Source organism: Streptomyces sp. NPDC006197 (assembly GCF_040613865.1).
In the GTDB taxonomy this organism is placed as follows: Bacteria; Actinomycetota; Actinomycetes; order Streptomycetales; family Streptomycetaceae; genus Streptomyces.
Map to the genome: position 1 here is coordinate 47,785 of NZ_JBEXSZ010000011.1, position 18,468 is coordinate 66,252.

The window sequence follows — 18,468 nt, forward strand, 5'->3', positions numbered from 1 at the left end:
TAGCGTTGCTTCCTGGGGGTGGGCCGGGCACCGGCTCCGCCCGAACGGCTTCGAGAGGGAGGAACGGCCGGTGGCCGCAACACGATCGGTGGGGGCGAGAACGGGGGAGGCGCAGGGCACGCGCACTCCGCCCGAGGGGCACGACGGGAAGCCCCGCACCGGCCGGCTCCGGGGGCCCTCCCCGCAGGCCGTGGGCATGCTCGCCCTGCTCCTCACCGTGGCCATCTGGGCCGCCTTCGCGCTCAGCGCCCGCGCCCTGAGCGCCTCCACGCTGCTGCCCGCCGACGCCGCACTGCTGCGGTTCGGCGTGCCCCTGGTGGTCCTGGCGCCCGCCCTGTGGCGGCGCAGGCGCCGACTGGCCGCCGTCCGGTTCGGCCCCGCGGCCAAGATCATCTGTGGTGCGGGGGTCCCGTTCTTCCTCGCCGCCATGTACGGCGGCTCGCTGACCTCCGCCGCCTTCGTCGGGGCGATCGTGCCCGGCATGGTCCCGCTGTTCGTCTCCGCCCTCATGGTCGCGGGCGGCAAGAGCGCCCCGCGCGGCACCCAGGCGGCAGGCCTCGCCCTCATCGTGGCCGGCGTCGCGGCCCTGGTCTGGCGCCACACCGCGGCCCTCGACGCGGACGTCCTGCTCGGCACGGGCACGCTGCTCGTCGCCAGCGGACTGTGGGCCCTCTACACCGTGGGCCTGCGGGAGGTCGACCTCGACCCGATCGGGTCCATCGGCCTGCTCTGCCTGCCCTCCTTCGCCGTCATCGCACTGCTGACGCTGACCGGCGTCCTGCCCACCGGCCTCGCCCACGCGGCCGGCGGCGACATCGCGCTCTTCCTCGTCGTCCAGGGCCTGGGCGTAGGCCTGTGCGCGGGGCTGACGTACGCCTTCGCGATCCGCCGGCTCGGCCCCGAGCGCAGCTCCGTCGTCGGCAGCCTCAGCCCGGTCGCCGTCGTCCTGCTCGCCGTGCCCCTCCTCGACGAGTCGCCGACCCTGCCCGTCATGGTCGGCGTCCCCCTCATCACCCTCGGCGTCGCGCTCGCCAACGGACGCCGACGCTCCCGAACCAAGGTCTCCGCCGATGCTTGAGCTCCTCCCCGCCCCGCCCGCCGACCCGCTCTGGGACCTGACCGCCGAGTACGCCGCGGACCCGCGCCCCGAGCGCCTCGACCTCGTCCTCGGCGTCTACCGCGACCACACCGGGGTCACCCCCGTCATGGCGGCGGTCAAGGAGGCCGAGATGCGCCTGGCGGAACGCTCCGGCTCCAAGGAGTACCTCGGCCTGTCCGGCAACACCGCCTTCAACCGCGCCATGCTCACCACCGTCCTCGGCACCGAGGCCCTCACCGCCCGGGCGACGGCCGTCCAGACCGTGGCCGGAACCGGCGCCCTGCGCCTCCTCGCCGACCTCGTACGGCAGACGCGCCCCGGCACCACCGTGTGGATCAGCGACCCCGCGTACGTCAACCACCGTCCCATCCTCGAAGGGGCGGGCCTCACCGTCCGCACCTTCCGGTGGCTCGACCCCACGGGACTCCTCGAGGACCTCCGCGAGGCGGGGCGCGGCGACGTCGTCCTGCTGCAGGGCTGCTGCCACAACCCCACCGGAGCGGACCCCTCCCCGGAGACCTGGGAAGAGCTCGCCGGACTCGCCGCGACGAACGGCTGGGTCCCCTTCGTCGACCTCGCCTACCACGGCCTCGGCGACGGCCTCGACGCCGACCTGCGGCCGACCCGGATGCTGGCCGAACGGCTCCCCGAGGTGCTGATCGCCGTCAGCTGCTCCAAGAACTTCGGCCTCTACAGCGACCGCACCGGCTGCGCCGTCGTCGTCGGCTCCTCGGCACGGGCGCTCCGGCACGTCGAGACCGCCCTCCAGAACGCCGCCCGCACCCTGTACTCCATGCCGCCCGACCACGGCGCCGCCGTCGTCGCCACCGTCCTGGAGGACGAGCGCCTGAAGGCCGCCTGGCTCGCCGAACTCGACGCGATGCGCCACCGCATCACGGCCAACCGGACGGACCTCGTCGCCCACCTCGGCGCCCTCGGCCACGAGGAGGCGGCGAGCGCCCTCGGGCGCCAGAAGGGCATGTTCTCGATGCTGCCCCTCACCCCCGAGGGAATGCTCCGGATGCGCCGCCGGTCCGGCATCTACGGCACGACCGCGGGCCGCATCAACATCGCGGGCGTCCCCGCGCACCGCATCCCGTTCCTGGCCCGGGGCATCGCCGACGCCCTGCGGGCCCCGGCCGCCACGGGAACCGTCTGACGCTCCACGGGCGGCGGGGCGCGGCCGTCACCACCGGGCGACGAGCGGCACGTCCGGTGCGCGCCGCCGCCAGGCCTCGGCGAGGCGGGTGAGACGGGTGGGCGCGGCGATGCCGCGCACGGTCGCGATCCTGCCGCCGACGATGTCGAAGGTGACGCAGCCGATCACCCGGTCGCCGAGGACGAAGAGCATGGCGGGAGCGCCGTTGACGAGCGCGTGGTGGACGGCGGGGGTGCCACCGACGAGCCGCCGTTTCGCGGGAGTGGGTCTGAAGCCGGCCCGCGCGACGGCGGCGACGCGCCGCGGGGTGTCGTACCGCAGAAGCCTCTCGGTCAGGCCGGCGCCGTCGGAGACCGCGGTCACGTCGTCGGTGAGCAGCGCGACCAGGCGTTCGGTCCGGCCCGAGGAGGCGGCGTCGAGGAACTCCTCGACGATCCTGCGCGCGGACGCCGGGTCGACCTCGTCACCGCCGCGGCGCCGCGCGGCGGTGATCCGGCTCCGGGCCCGGTGCAGGTGCTGCTGGCTCGCGGACTCGGTGACGTCGAGGATCCCGGCGATCTCGGCGTGGCTGTACGAGAACGCCTCACGCAGGAGGTAGACCGCCCGCTCCAGGGGCGACAGGCGCTCCATCAGCGTCAGCACGGCGAGGGAGACCGATTCGCGCTGCTCGAAGGTGTCGGCCGGGCCGAGCATCGGATCGCCGTCGAGGAGCGGTTCGGGCAGCCAGGCGCCGACGGCCCGTTCGCGACGGGCCCGTGCCGAGCGGAGCCGGTCGAGGCACAGGTGCGTGACGACCTTGGTCAGCCACGCCTCCGGCACCCGGATCCGCCGCCGGTCGGCGGCCTGCCAGTGCAGGAACGCGTCCTGCACGGCGTCCTCCGCGTCGGCGGCGGAGCCGAGGAGCCGGTACGCCAGCGAGGCCAGTCGCGCGCGGTCGGCCTCGAACCGGCCGGTGTCGAAGCGGTCCGTGGTGATGCTGTCCATGGAGACCGTCCCGGGCGGTTACGCGAACGCCTTCTCGCCGGACGGGTCCGTCGCGGCGATGAGGCGGTGCCTGAGCCTGGGCAGGCCGAAGGTCGGGTGCGAGGTGGTCCAGAGCGACATCCCGAGGATGCCCGCCTTGATCCGCGCGGCCTTCCGGCCGCCCAGGTACTTCGGCTTCGCCCGCCCTTCGCCGTCGACCAGCTGCAGGATCCCGTCCCGGCGCCCGAGGCTGATGTGGTTGCCCGCGTACCCCAGCTTCGTGTCCGTGACCTTGCGGCCCGTCAGGCGTCCCATGACCGCGGCCGTGGCCTGCATGGCGGTGAAGCCGGCCGAGGCGCAGGACATCGGCAGCGGCAGGCCGTTGTCGCCGACCGCGTGGGCGCTGTCGCCGACGGCGTAGACGTCCGGGTGCGAGACCGACCGCATGGCGCGGTCGACGACGATCCGGCCGCTCTCGGTGACGTCGAGCCCGCAGGCGGCCGCGAGGGGACCGACCGCGAACCCGGCCGTCCACACGGTCGCGTCGGACGCCAGGACGGTGCCGTCGGCGCACAGCGCCCGAGTCGCCTCGACGGCTTCGACATCGGTGTGCTCCAGGACGGTGACGCCGAGCCGGTCGCAGGCCCGGCGCAGATGGTCGCGGGCTCCGGCGGAGAGCCGGGCGCCCAGCTCGCCGCGGGCGACCAGCGTGACCGACAGACCGGGGCGGGACTCGGCGATCTCGGTGGCCGTCTCGATGCCGGTCAGCCCGTCGCCGACGACCAGGACGTTCCCGCCCTCCTCCCGCCCGCACAGGCCGTCCAGGCGCTCGCGCAGCCGCAGCGCCGCGGGCCGTGAACCGACGTCGAAGGCGTGCTCGGCCGCGCCGGGGACCCGGTGGTCGTCGCCGTGGCTGCCGAGCGCGTAGAAGAGCGTGTCGTAGCGGAGCTCGCCGCCGCCGTCGGCGTCGGCCACGGTGACGGCCCGGCGGTCGGGGTCGACCGCGGTGACACGGGCCACGCGCAGCCGCACCCCCGTCCCCGCGAAGACGTCGGCGAGCCTCGGCGCCGCGACCTCCTGGCCGGCCGCGAGCTGGTGCAGCCGCAGCCGCTGGACGAACTCCGGCACGGCGTTGACCACGGTGATCTCGGCGTCCGCGGGGGACAGTCGCCGTGCCAGGTTCCCGGCCACGTAGGCCCCGGCGTACCCGGCGCCGAGGACGACGATGCGGTGCTTCATGAGGTGCTCCCGTCGGTTGGCTGCTTTCCGGTGACTTGAGCGGGACAGCGCTCCGATTCCTGACAGGAACAGCGTGTGACACGGGTCACACGGCCGCGGGCGGTCGTGCGGCGACCTCCGGGAGCGAGGCCTACGGCATGCCGGGGAGCCGGACCGTGACGACGAGACCGCCGGTGGGGCGGGGGACGAGGTCGAGGGTCCCGTCGTGGGCGCGGACGATGCTGTGCACGATGGCCAGGCCCAGACCGACGCCGGCGTGCTCGTCGGTGCGCACCCGCTCCGTGCCGCGCCGGAAGGGCTCGGTGAGGGTCGGCACCAGGTCCGGCGGGAGCGGATGGCCCGTGTTCTCGACCCGCACCACGCTCGCCCCGCCCCGCGTCCCGGTATGGACCGTCACGGTGCCGCCGGCGGGGAGGTTGTGCACGACGGCGTTCTGGACGAGGTTCGTCACCAGCCGCAGCAGGAGCTCCGCGGAGCCGCTGGTCCGGGCTGCCCCGCCGGTGACGTCGAGCGTGATCCCGCGCTGTTCGGCGAGGGGCAGCAGGGTCTCGGCGGCCTCCTCGGCGACGAGGGAGAGGTCGACGCTCTCGCGGCCGAAGGCCCCCCGGTCGCTGCGGCTGAGCACGAGGAGGGCCTCGGTGAGGTCGATCGCCCGCGTGTTGACGGCCCGCAGCCGCTCCAGGAGCTCGTCCCGGTCCCGCGCGGGATCCCTGCGGGCGACGTCGAGCAGCGCCTGCGAGATGGCCAGGGGGGTGCGCAGCTCGTGAGAGGCGTTCGCGGCGAACCTCTGCTGCTCGGCGACGTGCGACTCCAGCTGTTCGAGCATGGCGTCGAAGGTGTCGGCCAGTTCGCGGAACTCGTCCCGGCGCCCCTCCAGACGGATCCGGTGGGACAGCGACCCGCTCCCGGCGGTCCGTGCCGCGGCCGTGATCCGTGTGAGCGGCGCGAGCATCCGGCCCGCGAGGATCCATCCCCCGACCAGGCCGAAGACGAGCAGGAAGGCCATCGCCACGGCCGCGGCGGGGGCGAAGGTGTGCACGAGGAGGTAGCGGTTGGGCGAGATCCCGAGGAGACCCTGCGAATTGTCCGGTACGTAGCGCAGCAGGAACCCCCACACCACGGCCAGCAGGAGGGCGCCGGCGACGGCGAGGAACCCGGCGTAGCTGAGGGTGAGCCTCAGCCGGACGCTGAGCCCCGGGCGTCTGGGGCCTGCCTTTCGGATCATGCCGGGCTCACGGGGCCGACGTCGATGCGATAGCCGACCCCCGGCACCGTGGCGATGACCCACGGTTCGCCGAGCCGTTTGCGCAGGGCGGAGACGGTGATGCGGACGGCGTTGGTGAAGGGGTCGGCGTGCTCGTCCCAGGCCCGCGCCAGCAGCTCCTCGGCGCCCACGACCCCGCCTTCGGCGGCGACGAGGACCTCGAGCACGGCGAACTGCTTACGGGTGAGCGCGACGTGACGCCCGTCGCGGAACACCTCCCGGCGGAAGGGGTCGACGCGCAGGCCCGCGAGCTCGCGGACCGGGGGCCGGGCGTACGCGCGCCTGCGGTCGAGCGCCCGCAGTCGCAGGACGAGCTCCCGCAGCTCGAACGGTTTGGTGAGGTAGTCATCGGCGCCGAGTTCGAAACCGGAGGCCTTGTCGTCGATGCGGTCGGCGGCGGTGAGCATGAGGATCGGGATGCCGCTGCCGGAGGCCACGATGCGCCGGGCGACCTCGTCGCCGGAGGGGCCCGGGATGTCCCGGTCGAGGACCGCGAGGTCGTAGGAGTGGACGCCGAGCAGCTCCAGGGCGGAGTCGCCGTCGCCGGCGATGTCGGCGGCGATCGCCTCCAGCCGCAGGCCGTCCCGTACGGCTTCCGCCAGGTAGGGCTCGTCCTCCACGATCAGTACACGCATGGCCGAAGCCTAGACAACCCCGCATATCGCCCGCGTATGCGGAGACGTGGAGCCCGCCGGGGTCGCGGCTCAGCCCGCCGCTGCCGGAGCGGGGCGGGGCCGCTCCGCCGGAGCGTCCGCCGGAGTGCGCCACCAGCGGCGCGACGCCAGTGCGGCCAGCACGGCGCCGGCGGCGTTGACCAGGACGTCGTCCACGGAGGACACCCGGTCGAGCCGCAGGACGTACTGCGCGGTCTCGACCAGGACCGAGCAGCCCGCCCCGAGCGCCAGGATCCTCGGCAGGGACGCCACCGCCCCGAACCGCACCGGCGCGAAGAACCCCAGGGACGCGAAGACCAGCAGGTTGCCGGCGATCCCGAGCGGCCCCATCGTGACCAGGTCCCGCAGCGGCACCAGGCTCACCCGGCCGGGGACGGTGCCGGCCCCGGCGCCCGGCATCATGGTCAGCCACAGGAACGGCACCGTCCCGTGCACCATCCCCACCTCGGCCAGCGACATCCGCCAGGCCCCCGCGACACCGGCGGCGCGCCGGCGGCGCGCCAGAGCCCACGCCACCAGAACGGCCAGGGGCAGCGCGGCCAGGGTGACGAGCACGACGCCGTTGAACGTGTCCAGGCAACCGTGCCACCGCCCGGCCAGGCACATCGGAGCGGACATCATGAGCGGCCTCCGCACGGCGAACAAGGCGCTCGCCGTGCCGAGGACCGCCAGGCCGAGGAGCACGGCCCCGCGCGTGCGGCGGGACGGGGAGGGCAGGGACGCGTCGTGGTTCATGCCCCCATTGGAGACGGCGGGCGGTTGCGGGGGCGTATGCGATTTTCGATACGCCCGCGATACACGGACACGCCCGCGATGCAGGGACGCACCCGCCATGCGCGGATGCGCCCGCCACGCACGGACGAGTGCCGTCCGCTGTCCGATCGCGCTGCGAGGGGTCCTCCTGGGCAGGGGCCGCCGCCCGGCGTTTCGGCGCTCGTTGACGCTTCAGATTTATGGGCCTTCCATGTTTGGCATCGGCTGGGCTGTGCAGACGGATTACAGAAGATTGCCGCCCTGACAAGAGGAACCCCATGGGAATCATCGGCTGGATTCTGCTGGGCCTGCTCGCCGGAATCATCGCGAAAGCCTTGATGCCTGGCCGGGACCCCGGCGGCTGCATCGTGACGATACTGATCGGAATCGCCGGCGCCCTTTTGGGAGGATGGCTCGGAAAGGTCATTTTCGGCGTCGACTCCATCGACGGCTTCTTCGAGCTCTCCACATGGATCGCCGCCGTCGTCGGAGCTGTCATCCTCCTGATCCTCTACCGGCTCGTGGCCGGCAGAAGACACTCGTGAGGACCGCCATGGGCCGGAGACGGCATCGCCGGAAGCGGGCCCGTCGCCGCGGGCTCGCCCACTGGACGCCCCGCGCCGTGATGTGCCGCGGCGCCGTGCGGACGTCGCGGTGGGGGATGCGGATGACGGCCCGTGGCGGGCGATGGATGGCCGGCCGAATGGTGCGCACCACGTTCCGGGCCCTGCTGCCGAGATGGCTGCGGCTGGAGGCGTGGGCACCTCTGGGGGCGTCCTGACTCGGGGAAGTCGACAAGAGGTCGAAGACGAGAAGTCGGAGGTGAACGGAAATGGCCACCGGAAAGAAGGCCAAGAACGTCGGCAAGGAAATGAAGGGCAAGGTGAAGGAGACCACCGGTAAGGCCGTCGGCAACGAGAGCCTGGAGGTCAAGGGCAAGGCCGAACAGGCGGCAGCGGACGCCAAGCAGGCCGGGCAGAAGGCCAAGGACACGATGAAGCACTGACTGGCCCCGTCAGAAGCACTGACCGGCCCGGTCAAGGAGTCACCGAAGGAGGCTGTCGTCCTCGAAGGACGACAGCCTCCTTTGTCCGTTCTCTTCACCCTCAGCGCCTCGCCCGGCGGCCGGGGCGAGCCTCCTCCTCATCCTCATCCCAGTCGCCCTCGTTCTCGTCCTCGTACGCGCCCTCCTCCTCGTCCTCGTACTCGCCCTCCTCCTCGCCGTCGTTCCCCTCCTCCTCTTCGCCCTCTTCCTCGTCGTCGTACTCCTCGTCCTCGTACTCCTCCGGCTGGTCCTGCGAGGCCTCCTCCTCGCCCTGGTCCTCGTCCTGCGAGGCCTCCTCCTCCTCGACGACCTCCTCGTGGCTGCGCACCACCTCGCCGTCGCGGATCTCGCCCCGCCAGCCGTCCGGCTCCTCCTGGGAGAGGGTCACGTGACGGGCGAAGTGCTTGAGGTCCAGGCGCAGCCGTCTCCCCTGGGCACGCCAGATGTTGCCCGTCTTCTCGAAGAGGCCGGAGGGGTAGTACTCGACGATCACGAGCACCCGGGTGAGGGCCGGGGCCAGTTCGTGGAAGCTGACGCATCCACGCGTGGTGCCTTTGGGACCGTCGGAGCTCCACATGATCCGCTCGTCCGGCACCTGCTCCTGGACGCTGGCCTTCCAGCTGCGTGTGGAGGGGCCGACCTTGACCTTCCAGTCTGAGGTGGTGTCGTCGCCCTGGGAGACGCTGCGCACCCCCTTGGCGAACGTGCTGAAGTCCTCGTACTGCGTCCACTGGTCGTACGCGGTGCGCAGCGGGACGCCGACGTCGATCGACTCGCAGATGTGTATCGGTTTGGATCCGCTCTTGCGGGACCTGCCTCCTTTGCCGGTCAGGCTGCCGCCGATGTCCTTGACCTTGTCCTTGATGCCGTCGAAGGTGGTGCCCGCGACGGCCTTCAGGGGGGAGTCGCCCTTGAGGAGGCGACCGCCGATACCGGCGAGCGACCCTCCGTTCTCCGCCACCTCGGAGAGCTGGTCGGTGAGGCCCTCCACTTTGTCCACGGCCTTGTCGGCCAGGCGGTCCGCCTGCGCCCGCAGGTATTCACCGACTTCTTCGAACAATTGGTCCATGGGGGAGGAGGAGTTCGACGCCGAGCGTTCACGATCGGTGGCCATGGCGCTACCTCCGCGTAGACGGCTTGCGTGCCGTCGTCTTCTTCGCCGACGTGGTCTTCCTGGCGCTGCCGCCCGCCGACTTGCGCGCGGTGGTCTTCTTCGCCGGTGTCCGCTTCGCCGCCGCCTTCTTGGCGGGGGGCCGGGACGACGTGGTCTTCTTCGCCGCGGTACGGCTTCCGGACGAGGCGGTCTTCTTCGCCGGTGCCTTCTTCGCCGCGGCGCCTCCGCGCGAGGTCGCGCTCTTCTTCGCCGGCGCGGTCTTCTTCGCCGTGCCCCGGCTCCCGGCCGACGCGGTCTTCTTCGCCGCGGTCTTCTTGGCGGCCGCCGGCTCCGACTTCTTCGCGGCGCTCTTGCGGGGCGCGGAGCGACGGGCGGGCGCGCTGCGGCCCGTCGTGGAGGTCCGTGAGCTCTCGCGGCGAGACCGCTTCGGGGGCTCCTCTTCCTCCTGCTCGTCCTCGGGCTCCTCCTCTTCTTCCTCTTCCTCCTCGTCGTAGGGCTCTTCTTCCTCCTCTTCCTCTTCCTCCTCTTCCTCTCCCCGTGCCTCGTCCGGGCCCGCTTCCTCGTCGTCAGGCCTGTCGTCCTCGTAGGGCTCCTCGTCGAGGTCCTCCTCCTCGTCCTCGTACGGTTCCTCCTCGTACGCCTCGTCCTCCCCCTCGTCCTCCTCGCCGCGGCGACCGAGGTCGAGCGTGCGCTGGTGGATGGAGTCGGCGAGGCCGGAGAGCTGACGGTTGGCGGCCGCGGAGAGGGCCTTGCGGCCTGCTTGGAGGGCTTCGCCCCGGAGCTGCTGGCCGAGCTCGGCGGTCTGGGGCATCTCCCCGAGTTTCCGCAGCCCCTGTGTCACGAGCTGCCCGGGCTGGAGATCGAGTTTGCGTCCCGCGATGTAGGTCGCGAGCGACAGGGCCATGCGGCCCTTCTTCGCCCGCCCCAGTACGTAGCCTCCCGCAACGGCGGCTGCCAGGGCGATCTTGGTCGTGTCCTCCATCAGCCTCGTCCTTCCCGGGTGATGGGTGGCCGACGTCAGGTGACGGCCGACCCCGACGCTCGGGGCCTCATCTGGTAGGTGCTCGACGATGCGCCGGATATGCGGCGGTATGCGAAGAAAATTCTCTTCAGGTGGAGTGGGGCCGATCTCCCGGGGGAGACGCGTGGGTCAAGGGAAGTCCGATTCACGAAGGAATCAGATGACCACACCGGATCCAGAACGCCGCCGACGCCGTCCCGCACGGGACGACGACACGCAGCGTCCCACCAGGCCCGCGCGCAAGGCGGCCGGCTCCCGCAGACAGGGCGCGGCGGCGGCGATGCGGGCCGCGGCCGAGCAGCTGTCGGAACTGCTCGGCAGGCGCCCGGAGTCGGTGTCCTCCCTGAAGCCCACGGACGAGGGCTGGGAGGCGGTGGTGGAGGTGGTCGAGCTCGAACGCATCCCGGAGACCACCAGCGTCATGGGCAGCTACCGGGTCGAGCTGGACGGGTCCGGCGAGCTGATCTCCTACGAACGCACCCGGCGCTACAGCCGGGGCATGATCGACCGGTCCGGCCACTGAGGCGGCCGGACCGTGAAGGGAAACGTCATGACGGTGATGCCGCAGGGAGCGAGCGGAAGTCCCGCTCGCGGCGGCCAAGGCGGTACGGGCAGCCTCTACGACGTCCTGGAGCTCATCCTCGACCGCGGGCTGGTCATCGACGCGTTCGTACGCGTCTCGCTGGTCGGAATCGAAATCCTCAAGATCGACGTCCGGGTGGTCGTGGCCAGCGTCGACACGTACCTCCGCTTCGCGGAGGCGTGCAACCGCCTCGACCTGGAGTCTGGCCGCAAGGCGCCCACCCAGCTGCCCGACATGATGGACAAGATGGTCGAGGGCGGCAGTCGGGGCAAGACCAAGGGCGCGCTCAGCGGCGCGATGGAGGCTGTCACCCAGTCGCTGTCCGGCGGAGGGCAGGACGAGGACGAGGACGACGAGGAACAGGAGGAGCAGGAGGCTCCTCGACGCCGGAAGCCGGCGCGGCGGACGGCGCGGCGTGAGAGGGAATGATCATGGCCGTCTACGTCTACGCGGTGACAACGCGCGACCACCCCTGCCGGGTCGAGGGAATGACGGGGGTGGGCTCCGACGGAGCGGCGGTGCGGGTCCTGTCCACGGGGGCGCTGCGCGCCGTGGTGAGTGACATCGAGGAAGAGATCCGCCCGAAGCGGCGGGACGTGGCCGCCCACCAGGCGGTCCAGGAGCGTCTGATGGAGGACGGCACCCCCCTGCCGCTGCGGTTCGGCTACACCGCCCCCGACGACGACGCCGTCCTGCGGGCGCTCGAGGAGAAGGAGGACTTCTACGGCGCGGCGCTGGAGCGCGTCGCCGACTGCGCCGAGTACCACGTGAAGGCCTCCCGGGCGCAGGACATCATGCTCCGGGAGATCCTCGAGGACCTGCCCGAGGCGCGCCGGCTCAACGACGAGATCCGCCAGGGCTCCGAGGATCCCCGGCTGCCCGTGGAGCTGGGGCGCATGGTCGCCGAAGAGGTCGAGCAGCGCCGCGCGAACGCGGCCGAGAGGCTGATCGGCTCCCTGGCACCGCTGGGGCGGGAGTACGTCGTCCACCCCGTCGGCGGCGACGACGACTTCCTCGCCCTGTCCCTGCTCGTCCGGCGGGACGACGAAGGGGCCCTGAACGCCCTCGACGAACGCACGGGGAACCTTGGCGACGGCGTCGAGGTCCGGCTGACCGGGCCGCTGCCCCCTTACAGCTTCATGTCGTAGGCCGTCGGCGACCGCCCGGAGGGAGCGAGGAAGGAGGGAGCGCGATGGGCCTGCTGGGGAAAATCGTCACTCTGCCGCTGGCCCCGGTCCGCACCGCCGTGTGGGCTGCCCAGCGCGTCGCGGAGAAGGCGGAGGCCGAGTACTACGACCCGGCACCGGTCATGGCCCGGCTCGCCGAACTGGAACGCCGGCTGACGGCGGGCGAGATCGACGAGGAGACCTTCGACCGTGAGGAAGACCTGCTGATCGACCGTCTCGAGGAGATCGACAGGTACCGCAGGGGCGGCCTCTGACCGGGCGACCCCGATCCGAGTCCGACGGCAGACACTGGGAGGCGAACCTTCGTGACCGACCCCCTCGCCCGCAGGTTCGGTGCCGATCCGCCGATGGCCGGTTATCCGCCGAGCTCCGCAAGCAGTCTCGCCGACATCCTCGAGCGGGTCCTGGACAAGGGCATCGTCATCGCCGGCGACATCCGCATCAACCTGCTCGACATCGAACTCCTCACCATCAAACTGCGCATCCTGATCGCCTCCGTGGACAAGGCCAAGGAGATGGGCATCGACTGGTGGGAGCACGACCCGTCCCTCTCCTCCCGCCACGATCCGTCCCGCCTCGATTCCTCCCGCCGCGATGCCTCCCACCTGGACTCCTCCCGCCAGGACGACGTCAGCTCGCTCGCCGCCGAGAACCAGCGCCTGCGGGAGGAGATCGCGCGACTGCGCCGCGACGGGATCACCGCAGGGTCCGGCCCGGCCCCCGAGGCGGTCGGCATCGAGGAGGAGGGGGCCGAGGACGAGGCCCGGCCGGCCCGCCGTACGGCGAAGCGGAGGACCGGGACATGAACGGGCCCGCCACGGCGACGCTCACCTACGTCTACGCCGTCACACCCCCGACGCCCGCCCTGGACGACGTCCTGCCCACCCTGACCGGGGTGGCGGGCAGCCGGGTCGCCCTCCTCGCCCCCGCCCCCGACGACACCGGGCCGGTCGTCTTCGCCATCAGCGACGTCCCCCGCGCCGACTTCGAGGAAGCGGTGCTCCCCGCCCGCTTCGAGGACCTGCGCTGGCTGGAGGAGACCGCGCGCGCCCACCACCGGGTCATCGAGACCCTCGCGGCCCGCACCACCGTCCTGCCCCTGCGCATGGCCACCCTCTACCAGGACCACACCCGCGCCATGCGGGCCCTGCAGAGCCAGAGCCAGGAGTTCGCCACCCAGCTGGCCCGGCTCGCCGCCCACACCGAGTACGGCGTCAAGATCTACGTACGCCCCGCCACCGCCCCGGACACCGGGGCGGCCGCGCCGTCCGCCGGCCCCGGCAAGGCCTACCTCCAGGCCCGCCGGGCGCAGCGCGACGCCCACGAGGACCACTACCGGCAGGCCAGGACCGCGGCCGACCGGATCGCCGAGATCGCCCTGCGGTACGCGGCCGACCACGTCGCCCATCCACCGCAGAGCGGCCCGCTGACCGCCGCCTCGGTCGGGGAGAACGTGGTCAACGCCGCCTTCCTGGTGCCCGACGCCGAAGCCGACGCCTTCCGCAGGGCGGTCCAGGCCGCCGCGGAGGACCTCCCCGGAATCCTGCTCGAAACGACCGGCCCCTGGGCCCCGTACTCGTTCACGGCTCTCCCCCCGACCCCCGAAGCCCCGATCCTCGACGTTCCGCTCCCCGAACCGCCGCCCGGTCCCGGTCATGAGCCCCGCTGACCGCAACGACCCCGCCCTGCCGGGCCGGCAGGTCGCACTCGTCGACCTCCTCGACCGGCTGCTCGCCGGAGGCGTCGTCATCACCGGGGACATCGTCCTGTCCATCGCGGACATCGACCTCGTACGGATCTCCCTCCGTGCCCTCATCAGCTCCGTCACCGACTCGGTCGGCGGCCTCGGAGCCCCGCGCCCGGCAGGGCGGGGCGGGGGTGAGCCCGATGGGCCGTGAAACCCCCGACGTGCGGGCCGTCGGCGAGGCGATGGCCGATGCCGTACGGCTCCTGCCCGCCCCACCCACCGACACCGCCCGGCAGCCGCCCGCGCGGCGGATCCGCACCGGCTCGGACACGGTCGAGGAGGACCTGGTCAAGCTGGTCCTGACCGTGGTCGAACTCCTCCGCCAGCTCATCGAACGCCAGGCCCTGCGCCGTGTCGACGCCGGCGGCCTCACGGAGGGCCAGGAAGAGGAACTCGGCGCGACCCTGCTGGCCCTCCACGACCGCATGACCGAACTGTGCGCCCAGCACGGCTTCAGCCTGGACGACCTCAACCTCGACCTGGGCCCCCTCGGCCCCCTGCTTCCGCCCCCCGAGTCCTAGGCCCCTGAGGGATTCCGACGTCGGTTTCCCGGACCTGTTCGCCGGGCCGCCGGGCCCGGGCGCTGACCGCGGGTCCCGTACCGGGCGCCGACCGGGAGGCGCTACCTGGTGAGGAGGCGTATCGGGCGTATGGTCGATATACGGGCGTGGCAGGACGTTCTTGTCCGCCCGACGGTCGTGACGGTCGGCACCCGCGCAACCGCTCGGAGACGTCGCGGAACACGGGCGGAGGAGGCGAGGTGCGGCGAATGGACGGACCGGAGGATCCGGACGGGGACAGGCTGCTGGACGAGGCACTGGCCGACACGGTCCGGCGCACCGGGGCCTCCGCCGGGGCCGTCTACCTGCTCGACGAGGCCACCGGGATCCTGGCCATGACGGCGCTCTGCGGCGTGCCCCTGGAAGTGGCGTGGCCCTGGCGGAGGGTGTCGCTGAACGCGCCCGTCCCGGTGAGCGACGCGATCCGCGAGAACCGCCTGGTGTGGGTGGGCTCGCAGAACGACATGGCCCGCACCTATCCCCGCGCCGCGGCCAGCCTGCCGTACCGGTTCGCCCTCGCCGCTGCCCCGCTGTCCGGGCGCGACCGCTGTCGGGGAGCGATCTTCCTCCTCTGGCCCGCCAGTCACCCCGCCGAGGCCTCCCGCCGCGAGCGCGGCCACATCGCGTCCGCCGCCCGGCGCATGGCCCGTGTACTGGACGAGGTCACCGTGCCGTTCCCCCTTCCCGATCAGCCCCGCCTCGTCCCGGTCGCCCCGGTCGCCCGCTCGTACGGCGCCCGGCCGTCCCAGGCCGCCGCGGACTACGCCGAGCGCCTGCCCGAGGGAGCCCTCGGCATGGACCTGGAAGGCAGGATCACCTTCCTGACCACCGAGGCGGCGTCGCTGCTCGGCCTCGAAGCCGAACGGCTGCTCGGCACCCGGCCCTGGCAGTCCCTGCCCTGGCTGGACGACGCGGTGGTCGAGGACCACTACCGCACCGCCGTCATCAGCCGGGATCCCGTCGCCTTCACGTCCCTGCGCCCCCCGTCCACGTGGCTGCGCTTCCAGCTCTATCCGGACGCCAGCGGTATCAGCGTCCGCATCACCCGCGCCGACGCGGCCGCCCCCGGCCGGCCGCCGGCCGCCACGGCGGCCCGGTCCGTCCCTTCCACCTCCACCCCGTCGGGTACGGCGCAGGCCGGACGCCTCTACCAACTGGTTCACCTGGCCGCGGCCCTGACCGAGACGGTCGCCGTCCGCGACGTCGTCGAGCTCGTCGCGGACCAGGTGCTGCCCGCCTTCGGCGCCGACGGCCTGGTGCTGTCCGCGGCCGACGCCGGACGACTCAAGATCACCGGACACCACGGATACGACCAGGAGACCATCGACCGTCTGGACGGCCTTCCCCTCGACACGGACCTCACCCCCGCCGGACAGGTCCTGGCCGACGGGGTCCCGTCGTTCTTCGCCGACCGGGAGGAGATGGCGCGGCGCCACCCCGGGGCGCCGCAGATCAGTGACAAGCAGGCATGGGCGTTCCTGCCGCTGATCGTCTCCGGCCGGCCCGTCGGCTGCTGCATCCTCTCCTACGACCGGCCCCACGAATTCAGCGCCGACGAGCGGGCCGTCCTGACCTCCCTCGCCGGGCTGATCGCCCAGGCCCTGGACCGCGCCCGTCTCTACGACGCCGCCCGGGACCTCGCCCGCGGCCTGCAGCAGGCCCTTCTGCCGCACCGGCTGCCCGCCCTGCCCGGCCTGGACACGGCGGCCCGCTACCTCCCGGCCAGCCACGGGATGGACATCGGAGGCGACTTCTACGACGTCATCCGCCTCGACGGCACCACCGCCGCGGCGGTGATCGGCGACGTCCAGGGCCACAGCGCGGCGGCCGCCGCCCTCATGGGACAGGTCCGCACCGCCATCCACGCCACCGCCGGGGGGTCGCCCGGGCAGGTCCTCGCCCGGACCAACCACGTCCTGGCCGACCTGGAGACCGATCTCCTCGTCTCCTGCACGTACGCGCACATCGACCTCGCCCGTCAGGAGGCCGTCCTGGCCAGCGCGGGCCACCCGCCCCCGCTGCTGCACATCCCCGGCCGACGGGCCCGCGCGGTGGAACTCGACCCCGGTCCGCTGCTGGGCATCGACCCCGGCCTCTCCTACCCCGTCACCACACTGCCCCTCAGCCCCGGCTCGACGCTCGCCTTCTACACCGACGGCCTCGTCGAAACGCCCGGTGTGGATCCGGACCGGATCGTCGGAGACCTGGCCGTCCACCTCGCCGAGCACAGCGGACAGGACCTCGACCGGCTGATCGACACGCTCCTGCACCGGGCCCGGCCCACCGCTCACTACACCGACGACATCGCCGTGCTCCTGCTGCGCACCTCGGAGCCCGGGTGACGGCCTTCGCGTGGGCCGCGTACATCCGTACGGGGCATTGGCGGGGAACGGGCAGGATTCGTCCGCGCCGTGCGGGTAGCCGGGGGGTATGACTGCCAACGACAAGGCCCCGCTCCGTGCCGTCGCGCTCGTGTGCACGCTGTCCCCTTCCCCCGCCCCCTCCAGCTCCCAGCTGCTGGCGGAGCAGGTGCTGGAGCAGCTCTCCGGCCACGGAGTCACGGGAAGGGCCATCCGGATCGCCGACCACGACGTGAAGCCCGGCGTGAAGACCGACATGGGCGAGGGCGACGAGTGGCCGGCCATCCGTTCCGCCGTCCTGGACGCCGACATCCTGATCCTGTCCACCCCGATCTGGCTCGGACATCCCTCCAGCCTGGCCCAACGGGTCCTGGAACGTCTGGACGCCGAGCTCTCCGAGTCCGACGACGAGGGCCGCATGCTCACCTACGGGAAAGTCGCCGCCGTCTGCGTCGTCGGCAACGAGGACGGCGCCCACAAGGTCAGCGCCGATCTCTTCCAGGGCCTCGACGACGTGGGCTTCTCCCTCGCCCCCAACGCCGTCACCTACTGGGTCGGCGAAGCGATGCAGGGCACGGACTACCAGGACCTGGACAAGACCCCCGAGAAGACCGAGGCCACGACGGCGACCCTCGCCGCCAACACCGCCCACCTCGCCCGGCTCCTCCGGGGCGCTCCGTACCCCTCCTCCTGACCTGGAGCCCACGACCGCGACCGCAGTGGCGCCCGGGCCCGGGCCCGAGGCCACGACCGCGCACGAGACCGCGACCGATGCCGAGCGCATGACCGTACGAAAGGACCCGCGATGTCCGACCGACAGGCCCCCGCCGTCCCCGACCCCTCCACCCACCACCCCACTCCGCCCCAACCCGACCAGCAGCAGCGGCACCCCGGCTCGACCGAGGCCATGGAGCCGCGGCCCGACCACGGCGAGGATTCCTACGAGGGCCACGGCCTGCTGACCGACAGGGCGGCGATCGTCACCGGCGGCGACTCCGGGATCGGCAGGGCCGTGTGCCTGGCGTTCGCACGGGAAGGCGCGGACGTCGTGTTCACGCACCTGCCCGAGGAGAAGGCCGACGCCGAGGAGACCGCCCGTCTGGTCCGCGCAGCGGGCCGCACCGCGGTCGCCGTGCCGTGCGACATCCGGGACGAGCGGCAGTGCACCGACCTGATCGACCGCACGGTCGGCGAACTCGGCCGCGTCGACCTCCTCGTCAACAACGCCGCGTACCAGATGTCACAGCCCGACGGCATCGAGGCGATCACCACGGAGCAGTTCGACCGGGTGATGAAGACCAACCTGTACGGCATGTTCTGGCTCACCCGCCGGGCACTGGCCCACATGCCGCGCGGCGGATGCGTCATCAACACCACGTCCGTCCAGGGCTACCAGCCCAGCCCCCATCTCCTCGACTACGCGATGACGAAGGCGGCCATCATCTCCTTCACCCACGGCCTCGCCCAGATGGTCGCGGAACGCGGCATCCGGGTGAACGCGGTCGCCCCCGGGCCGGTCTGGACCCCGCTGATCCCCGCGACGATGCCGGAGACGAAGCACTTCGGCGAACAGTCACCGCTGGGACGTCCGGCCCAGCCGGCGGAGATGGCTCCCGCCTACGTCTTCCTGGCCTCGCCCCGGGCGAGTTACATCACCGGGGAGATCGTGAACGCCACGGGCGGGACACCACTGCCCTGAG

22 protein-coding genes are annotated in these 18,468 nt (G+C 72.5%); 15 read left to right on the forward strand and 7 right to left on the reverse strand.

The window, feature by feature from the left end; all coding sequences use genetic code 11:
• Nucleotides 1–70 precede the first annotated feature (70 nt).
• Both ABZ318_RS05570 and ABZ318_RS05575 read left to right on the forward strand, forming a co-directional pair.
• A complete protein-coding gene (locus ABZ318_RS05570; protein ID WP_356901201.1) occupies nucleotides 71–1,078 on the forward strand; it encodes a DMT family transporter in 1,008 nt (335 codons plus the stop codon).
• The gene (locus tag ABZ318_RS05575) at nucleotides 1,071–2,258 is read left to right on the forward strand and encodes an aromatic amino acid transaminase (RefSeq protein ID WP_356901202.1); all 1,188 of its coding nucleotides are present in this window, start codon (nucleotides 1,071–1,073) and stop codon (nucleotides 2,256–2,258) included. The genes ABZ318_RS05570 and ABZ318_RS05575 overlap by 8 nt, the downstream gene beginning before the upstream one ends.
• Before the next feature lie 27 nt (nucleotides 2,259–2,285).
• Here ABZ318_RS05575 and ABZ318_RS05580 read toward each other — a convergent pair whose 3' ends face one another.
• The 5 genes from ABZ318_RS05580 to ABZ318_RS05600 all read right to left on the reverse strand — a co-directional run bounded on the left by ABZ318_RS05580 (nucleotide 2,286) and on the right by ABZ318_RS05600 (nucleotide 7,133).
• Nucleotides 2,286–3,242, reverse strand: a complete 957-nt coding sequence (locus ABZ318_RS05580; protein ID WP_356901203.1) for a sigma-70 family RNA polymerase sigma factor — start codon at nucleotides 3,240–3,242, stop codon at nucleotides 2,286–2,288.
• A gap of 18 nt (nucleotides 3,243–3,260) precedes the next feature.
• The gene (locus tag ABZ318_RS05585) at nucleotides 3,261–4,460 is read right to left on the reverse strand and encodes an FAD-dependent oxidoreductase (protein WP_356901204.1); all 1,200 of its coding nucleotides are present in this window, start codon (nucleotides 4,458–4,460) and stop codon (nucleotides 3,261–3,263) included.
• 130 nt (nucleotides 4,461–4,590) lie between these two features.
• A complete protein-coding gene (locus tag ABZ318_RS05590; protein WP_356901205.1) occupies nucleotides 4,591–5,685 on the reverse strand; it encodes a HAMP domain-containing sensor histidine kinase in 1,095 nt (364 codons plus the stop codon).
• Nucleotides 5,682–6,359, reverse strand: coding sequence for a response regulator transcription factor (locus ABZ318_RS05595; RefSeq protein WP_356901206.1), 678 nt, complete (start codon nucleotides 6,357–6,359; stop codon nucleotides 5,682–5,684). Before ABZ318_RS05595 ends, ABZ318_RS05590 begins: the two co-directional genes overlap by 4 nt.
• Nucleotides 6,360–6,428: 69 nt before the next feature.
• Entirely contained in the window at nucleotides 6,429–7,133 is a 705-nt protein-coding gene (locus tag ABZ318_RS05600) for a VanZ family protein (protein WP_356901207.1), read from the reverse strand.
• A 296-nt stretch (nucleotides 7,134–7,429) separates the two neighbouring features.
• On the opposite strand from ABZ318_RS05600, the gene ABZ318_RS05605 reads away from it, so the two are divergent.
• Together ABZ318_RS05605 and ABZ318_RS05610 are read left to right on the forward strand one after the other, a co-directional pair.
• Complete coding sequence (locus ABZ318_RS05605) at nucleotides 7,430–7,696, forward strand: GlsB/YeaQ/YmgE family stress response membrane protein (RefSeq protein WP_356901208.1); 267 nt, start codon at nucleotides 7,430–7,432, stop codon at nucleotides 7,694–7,696.
• Between the two features lie 287 nt (nucleotides 7,697–7,983).
• The gene (locus tag ABZ318_RS05610) at nucleotides 7,984–8,157 is read left to right on the forward strand and encodes a CsbD family protein (RefSeq protein WP_356901209.1); all 174 of its coding nucleotides are present in this window, start codon (nucleotides 7,984–7,986) and stop codon (nucleotides 8,155–8,157) included.
• Between the two features lie 100 nt (nucleotides 8,158–8,257).
• Here the strand turns inward: ABZ318_RS05610 and ABZ318_RS05615 are convergent, their stop codons facing one another.
• Together ABZ318_RS05615 and ABZ318_RS05620 are read right to left on the reverse strand one after the other, a co-directional pair.
• The gene (locus tag ABZ318_RS05615) at nucleotides 8,258–9,310 is read right to left on the reverse strand and encodes an SRPBCC family protein (RefSeq protein ID WP_356901210.1); all 1,053 of its coding nucleotides are present in this window, start codon (nucleotides 9,308–9,310) and stop codon (nucleotides 8,258–8,260) included.
• A 4-nt stretch (nucleotides 9,311–9,314) separates the two neighbouring features.
• Nucleotides 9,315–10,292 carry a histone protein gene (locus ABZ318_RS05620; RefSeq protein ID WP_356901211.1) on the reverse strand — a complete coding sequence of 326 codons (978 nt, stop codon included), beginning with the start codon at nucleotides 10,290–10,292 and terminating at the stop codon, nucleotides 9,315–9,317.
• Nucleotides 10,293–10,491: 199 nt separating this feature from the next.
• Here ABZ318_RS05620 and ABZ318_RS05625 point away from each other — a divergent pair, with 199 nt between their 5' ends.
• The 11 genes from ABZ318_RS05625 to ABZ318_RS05675 all read left to right on the forward strand — a co-directional run bounded on the left by ABZ318_RS05625 (nucleotide 10,492) and on the right by ABZ318_RS05675 (nucleotide 18,467).
• A complete protein-coding gene (locus ABZ318_RS05625) occupies nucleotides 10,492–10,854 on the forward strand; it encodes a gas vesicle protein (RefSeq protein ID WP_356901212.1) in 363 nt (120 codons plus the stop codon).
• A gap of 27 nt (nucleotides 10,855–10,881) precedes the next feature.
• On the forward strand, nucleotides 10,882–11,343 hold the full coding sequence (locus tag ABZ318_RS05630; RefSeq protein ID WP_356901213.1) for a gas vesicle structural protein GvpA: 462 nt from the start codon (nucleotides 10,882–10,884) through the stop codon (nucleotides 11,341–11,343).
• A gap of 2 nt (nucleotides 11,344–11,345) precedes the next feature.
• Nucleotides 11,346–12,062: a GvpL/GvpF family gas vesicle protein gene (locus ABZ318_RS05635; protein ID WP_356901214.1), complete on the forward strand. Its 717-nt coding sequence runs from the start codon at nucleotides 11,346–11,348 to the stop codon at nucleotides 12,060–12,062.
• A 44-nt stretch (nucleotides 12,063–12,106) separates the two neighbouring features.
• Complete coding sequence (locus ABZ318_RS05640; protein ID WP_356901215.1) at nucleotides 12,107–12,355, forward strand: gas vesicle protein GvpG; 249 nt, start codon at nucleotides 12,107–12,109, stop codon at nucleotides 12,353–12,355.
• 93 nt (nucleotides 12,356–12,448) lie between these two features.
• Nucleotides 12,449–12,907: a gas vesicle protein gene (locus tag ABZ318_RS05645; protein ID WP_356901251.1), complete on the forward strand. Its 459-nt coding sequence runs from the start codon at nucleotides 12,449–12,451 to the stop codon at nucleotides 12,905–12,907.
• Entirely contained in the window at nucleotides 12,904–13,770 is an 867-nt protein-coding gene (locus ABZ318_RS05650) for a GvpL/GvpF family gas vesicle protein (protein ID WP_356901216.1), read from the forward strand. Before ABZ318_RS05645 ends, ABZ318_RS05650 begins: the two co-directional genes overlap by 4 nt.
• A complete protein-coding gene (locus ABZ318_RS05655) occupies nucleotides 13,757–13,999 on the forward strand; it encodes a gas vesicle protein (protein ID WP_356901217.1) in 243 nt (80 codons plus the stop codon). The genes ABZ318_RS05650 and ABZ318_RS05655 overlap by 14 nt, the downstream gene beginning before the upstream one ends.
• The gene (locus ABZ318_RS05660; RefSeq protein WP_356901218.1) at nucleotides 13,989–14,369 is read left to right on the forward strand and encodes a gas vesicle protein K; all 381 of its coding nucleotides are present in this window, start codon (nucleotides 13,989–13,991) and stop codon (nucleotides 14,367–14,369) included. The genes ABZ318_RS05655 and ABZ318_RS05660 overlap by 11 nt, the downstream gene beginning before the upstream one ends.
• A 248-nt stretch (nucleotides 14,370–14,617) precedes the next feature.
• Nucleotides 14,618–16,750 (forward strand): SpoIIE family protein phosphatase, encoded by a 2,133-nt coding sequence (locus ABZ318_RS05665; protein ID WP_356901219.1) that lies wholly within the window; start codon nucleotides 14,618–14,620, stop codon nucleotides 16,748–16,750.
• Nucleotides 16,751–16,838: 88 nt separating this feature from the next.
• On the forward strand, nucleotides 16,839–17,462 hold the full coding sequence (locus ABZ318_RS05670) for an NAD(P)H-dependent oxidoreductase (protein ID WP_356901221.1): 624 nt from the start codon (nucleotides 16,839–16,841) through the stop codon (nucleotides 17,460–17,462).
• Between the two features lie 111 nt (nucleotides 17,463–17,573).
• Entirely contained in the window at nucleotides 17,574–18,467 is an 894-nt protein-coding gene (locus ABZ318_RS05675) for an SDR family oxidoreductase (protein ID WP_356901222.1), read from the forward strand.
• Nucleotide 18,468: the final 1 nt, after the last annotated feature.